The 4,921-nt window shown below is 69.2% G+C and carries 4 protein-coding genes and 1 pseudogene; all 5 read left to right on the top strand.

Annotation, left to right across the window (positions count from 1 at the left end):
- A partial coding sequence (locus ACNPP0_RS23075; RefSeq protein ID WP_448707101.1) for a sensor histidine kinase occupies positions 1–1,071 on the top strand: 1,071 nt, incomplete at its 5' end.
- The gene (locus ACNPP0_RS23070) at positions 1,068–1,697 is read left to right on the top strand and encodes a response regulator transcription factor (RefSeq protein WP_332608304.1); all 630 of its coding nucleotides are present in this window, start codon (positions 1,068–1,070) and stop codon (positions 1,695–1,697) included. The genes ACNPP0_RS23075 and ACNPP0_RS23070, both read left to right, overlap by 4 nt.
- A gap of 122 nt (positions 1,698–1,819) precedes the next feature.
- Positions 1,820–2,308, top strand: a complete 489-nt coding sequence (locus ACNPP0_RS23065; RefSeq protein ID WP_120157497.1) for a GlcG/HbpS family heme-binding protein — start codon at positions 1,820–1,822, stop codon at positions 2,306–2,308.
- A 262-nt stretch (positions 2,309–2,570) separates the two neighbouring features.
- Complete coding sequence (locus ACNPP0_RS23060; RefSeq protein WP_448707100.1) at positions 2,571–4,118, top strand: 3-deoxy-D-arabino-heptulosonate 7-phosphate synthase; 1,548 nt, start codon at positions 2,571–2,573, stop codon at positions 4,116–4,118.
- Between the two features lie 76 nt (positions 4,119–4,194).
- Positions 4,195–4,921: pseudogene (locus ACNPP0_RS23055) on the top strand (GGDEF domain-containing protein); the annotation flags it as partial.

The raw sequence follows: 4,921 nt of genomic DNA, 5'->3' as shown, positions 1-4,921 counted from the left end.
CGCTACTGGCTGATCGCGCCGTCCAGTTGGAGCCTGTTGATCGACGCCCGCCAACTGGTGCCCCCCGCCGACTTCCCGCCCAATCTCAGCAACCTGAGCCTGCTGGTGGATCAGCGCCCGCTTGCGCTGCTGGACAAACAGCCCGAGGACGCGCGCGGCCTGCCCATGACGCTGCAAAAGCCCCTGGGCGCGGCCAGCCAACCGTTTCAGATGCGCAGCAGCCGCATCCTGACGCCGGCATATTGGCCGTGGACGGCATGGACCGCGTGGGCGCTTGCCAGCGCACTGCTGGTGGCCGGCGCCGCCGCGTGGCAGCGTTCCCGCGCCGAGGCCCGTCGCCAACAGGAACAGGCGCGGCTGGCCGCCATGGCGCGTCTGGGCGCGCTGGGCGAAATGGCCGCCGGCATCGCGCATGAATTGAACCAGCCGCTGACCGCCATCCTGGCGCAGACGCGCGCCGCCCAGCGTCTGCTGGACGACGAGGACGAGCGCCCCGCCGTGCGCCACGCGCTCTTGGCCACCGCCGAGCAGGCCAAGCGCGCGGCCGACATCATCAGCCGCATGCGCGCGCTGGTCCAACCCCGTTCGCCCGCGCGGCGCGAAGCGCTGGACCCGGACGCGCTGGTGGCCGCGCTGCGCTTTCTACGGGAAAGCGAGCTCGCCCGGCAGGGCATCCGCCTTGTCTGGCACAACGCCAGCCCCGGCGCGCGGCCGCTGGGTGACCGCGTGGCGTTGGAACAGATCCTGCACAACCTGGTGCAAAACGCCGCCGACGCGCTGGCCGGAACCGACGGCGCCCGCGTGATCCAGCTGGAAGGCCGGGTGGACAGCCGCGCCCCCGGCGACGTCTACCGCTTCAGCATCAGCGACAACGGCCCGGGCATTGCCGCCGACGCGCTGCCGCGCCTGTTCACGCCGTTCTACACCACGCGCGCGCAAGGCATGGGCCTGGGCCTGGCCTTGTGCGAAACGTTGGCCGGCTCGATGGACGGCAGCGTTGCCGCGCACAACCTCAAACCCTCGGGCGCGTGTTTTACCGTCAGCCTGCCTTGCAACAAGAGCCCCGCATGAACCCTGGCCCCAACCGCACGCCCGAACAGTCGCCCCGGGTGTACCTGGTGGACGACGACGACGCGGTGCGCGACGCGCTGGCGCTGCTGCTGCGCAGCGTGGGCCTGGCCAGCAGCGGCTATGCCGACCCGCAGGCGTTTTTGTCGGAGCTGCCGGCCAGCGCAATCGGTTGCGTCGTGCTGGACATCCGCATGCCCGGCATCAGCGGCCTGGACGTGCTGAACCGCCTGGCCGACCAATCCGACCTGCCCGTCGTCATGTTGACCGGCCACGCGAATGTGGACCTGTGCCGCCGTGCCTTCAAGGGCGGCGCCATGGAGTTCCTGCAAAAGCCGGTGGACGACGACGTGTTTCTGGACGCGGTGCAGGCTGCCGTGCGCACGCACGTGGCCAGCCGCGAAAGGCTGGCCGTGACGCAGGCCGCCGCCGACCGGCTGGCGCGCCTGTCCGGCCGCGAACACGAGGTGCTGGAACGCATCGTGCGTGGCATGAGCAACAAGGAAATCGCGCGCGAATTCGACTTGTCGCCGCGCACCGTCGAAACGTATCGCGCCAACGTCTTCGCCAAGCTCGAAGCCGACTCGCTGGCGCAGCTGATCCGCCAATACGCCACCCTGCTCGACTAGCGCGCGCCGCGCCTCCGTAACGCTACGGAGGCGCGCGCGTAGTCGGGCGTATACCGCGCAACGCCGGTTTTGGCCACACTGACTGCTCCTACCGAACCCTCTGAAATCAAAGGATGCAGACCATGAACCGTGTCACGCTTGCCACCCTGTTGTCCACCCTGGCCTTTGCCGGCGCCGCCCACGCCGCCGTGCTGACCGAAAGCAACCTGTCGATGGCCGACGCGCAAAAACTGGCCACCGCCACGGTCGCCGCCTGCCAGGCCAAGGGCTACAACGTTAGCGCTTCGGTCGTGGACCGCGCCGGGCTGCTCAAGGCCTTTGCCCGCGCCGACAACGCCGGCCCGCACACGATCGAGGCCAGCCGCGCCAAGGCCTTCACGGCGGTGTCGGCCAAGACGCCCACGCTGACGATGATGGAAAACGCGCAAAAGAACCCCGGCGCCGCCAATCTGACCGACATCCCGGGCTTTCTGCTGTTGGGCGGCGGCGTGCCGGTCAAGGCAGGCAGCAACGTGATCGGCGCCATCGGCGTGGCCGGCGCACCCGGCGGCAACCTGGATGCGCAATGCGCCGACACCGTGCTGGAAGAGAACGCCGCGCTGTTCAAGTGATCGACGGCGGGCGCGGTCCAGGCGACCCGCCCGCGTTTCGGATTTTGGGTTTCGGATTTTGGGTTTCGGATCTTGGATCTCGGATTTCGGATCTCGGATTTCGGATCTCGGATTTCGGATCTCGGATTTAGGGTTTCGGGTTCGTGGGGGCGCGGGTTCGTGGGATCGCGGGTTTCCGGGTTTGCGATTGGCGCGCACGGCGTCAACAGGCTAGGCTTACGGGCGCCCCATCAGAAAAACGCCCTGATCGCCCTAGCCTCCCATGCCCTTGCCGCCGCGCCCCGCCTTGCTGGACAAAACGCTACGCATCGTCGCCCGACGTTATCGGGTGCCGGCCACCCTGGCCGGCGACACGGACCCATCCGTGTCGTCCCAGCGCCCTTGCGCGACCCGCCTGGCCGTGGCCATTGACCAGGCCCGCCAGGCCTTGGCCCGCGCCACCACCCCGCCGGCCTCGGTCAAGCAGTGCTTTATCGACGCGCTGGCGCAACTGATCCACGAAGCCATGCGCCCTGACCAGGGCGACCCCGCCATCCAGGCGATGGTGCTGCGCCACCAGGCGCCACAGGTCCGCGAATACGCGTCCTTATCCGCTGGGGCCGAGGCTGACCGACGCGACGTAGTCGCCGCCGTCAACGCCACCGCCCACCCCGCCAAACTGGAACGCATGCCCCCCGGCCCGCTGCGCACCGTGTTGGCCCGGCTTCAGGCGGCAGCCTCGGCCGCGTCCTGGCCCGCGCTGGCGGCTGCGGTGCCGCAACTGGAATCGCTGGGGGGTGCCGCTAGCGGCCCAGGCAAAGACCTTGCCGACGGCCCGGCCAATGCCCATGACAACGCCGCAGTTGACGCCCCCGACAACGCCCCTGACAACGCCTCGGCCAACGCCCCAGACCACGACCCCGCCAACGACCCCGCGCTGGCGCGCAGCCTGTCCCGCTTGCGCGACGGCGCCGCATTGGAACGCTTGCAACGCCTGGACGAGCTGGCCCTGGATCCTTGGGTACGGCGCTATCAGGCGTTATGGAACCGCAACGGCCCCCGCTCGGGCAGCCCCGGGGCCGTGGCACAAGGCGTGGCGGCGCAGCAGCGCGGCGCGGCAGTCGAAGCGCGCGCCTCGCAGGCGCTGCAAGCCCTGGCGGACCGACTCAACGCGGCGCCGGAGGGCAACGCCGCCTATCGCGTGGTGACGTCAATGCGCGTGCCGCCCGCACTGCCCGGCGATGCCGACCGCGCCAAAAGCGAATGGGACGCTGCGCTGCTGCGCCGTGTGGATGCGCCCAGCGTGCCGAACGCGCCCGTCGCGCCCGCCGCCCAGCCCGCCGCCTGGGACGTCTGCCTGCTGGTCGAGGCCAAGGCGTCCGTGGACGCCGCCAGCACCGACTTCGCCCGGCTCTTGCGCGGCCTTGCGCGCCTGGCACAGGCTGAATCAGGCATGACCTACCCGTTCCACAGCCACCAAGGCGCCGTACCGATACGCGGCGCGTCCCTGGCCGCCCTGCCCACCGGCGAAACGGACCTGTCCGGCGCCGTGCTCTATTGCAGCGACGCGCCGGCGGACCCCGCGCCGCGCCTGCTAAACGCCGCCTGCCGCATGCAGCTGCTATCCGCGCCCGCAAGCGTGGCGTACGCCAGCGAGCTTGCCCGGGGCCGGCCCGCCGACACACGCGGGCTGGACGCTGTCTGGCAGTCCTTGCTGACATCGCCCCAGTGGGCGGGCGTGTTGAATCAGTACCCGCAGCTGTACCTGGTGCGCGAGCTGATGGTGCATGCCGATGACCTGTTGGCGGCCGCGCAACAGGCGGCGATGTAACCGTCGGCGCTGCTTTTTTCCCCGTAAAATCCCGCAGTCGGCAACACGTGTCGGCACTACGCTGATACCCGCCGTGATGCACGTCGATCTCTACACCCTTTATTTCCTGGTCATCGGAACGCTGCTTGCCAGCGCCGGCATGACCTATTGGGAACACCGCAGCAACGTCAAGCGCGGCAAGCAACTGCGCTTGCTGGCCACGGGCTTTGCCACCATCGCCGCCGGCTGCACCGGGGTCCTGCTACGCGGCTATCTGCCCGCCTGGCTGGGCCCGGCCTTAAGCAACCTGGTCATCCTTGGCGGCTATCTGCTGGTGCTGCAAGGCGTGGCCGCATTCAACGGCCGGCGCTATCGGGGCGGATCGCTGGCGTTACTGATCGTCATGGCGTTGATCTGGGCCATTGCCGGCACGCGTTGGCAAGGCGTCGTGTGGGCCTACGTCAGCGCGGCCCCCATTGCCATCGTGGCCGGGTTGACCGCCTGGGAAATGTGGCGGTGCGCACCCATGAAGGCGCTGACGCCACGGCGCTTTGTCGTCGCCATCACCGGCATCCACGCGTTGTTCTATGCCTTTCGGGCGCTGATCCTGCCGTGGCTCGTTGCCCACCATGGCGCGTCCGTGCAGAGTGCGGCCAGCAGCATCACGATGTACGAAGGCGTGCTGTATTCCGTGTTGCTGCCCATGGCGTTGCTCAAGCTGGTGCGCGAAGAAGCGCATGGCCAACTGCTGCTTGAATCGCAAACGGACTACCTGACCCGCCTGGGCAACCGCCGCTGGTTTTTCGAGGAAGGCGCGCGGGGGG

Source organism: Achromobacter semiaridum (assembly GCF_053543755.1).
Note: the sequence above shows the minus strand (reverse complement) of the source record. Positions and strands in the feature narration are given on the sequence as shown.

Bases quoted from the DNA above. Each gene is read 5' to 3' on its own strand.
- ACNPP0_RS23070 (WP_332608304.1), top strand. From the start codon at position 1,068: ATGAACCCTGGCCCCAACCGCACGCCCGAACAGTCGCCCCGGGTGTAC.
- ACNPP0_RS23065 (WP_120157497.1), top strand. From the start codon at position 1,820: ATGAACCGTGTCACGCTTGCCACCCTGTTGTCCACCCTGGCCTTTGCC.
- ACNPP0_RS23060 (WP_448707100.1), top strand. From the start codon at position 2,571: ATGCCCTTGCCGCCGCGCCCCGCCTTGCTGGACAAAACGCTACGCATC.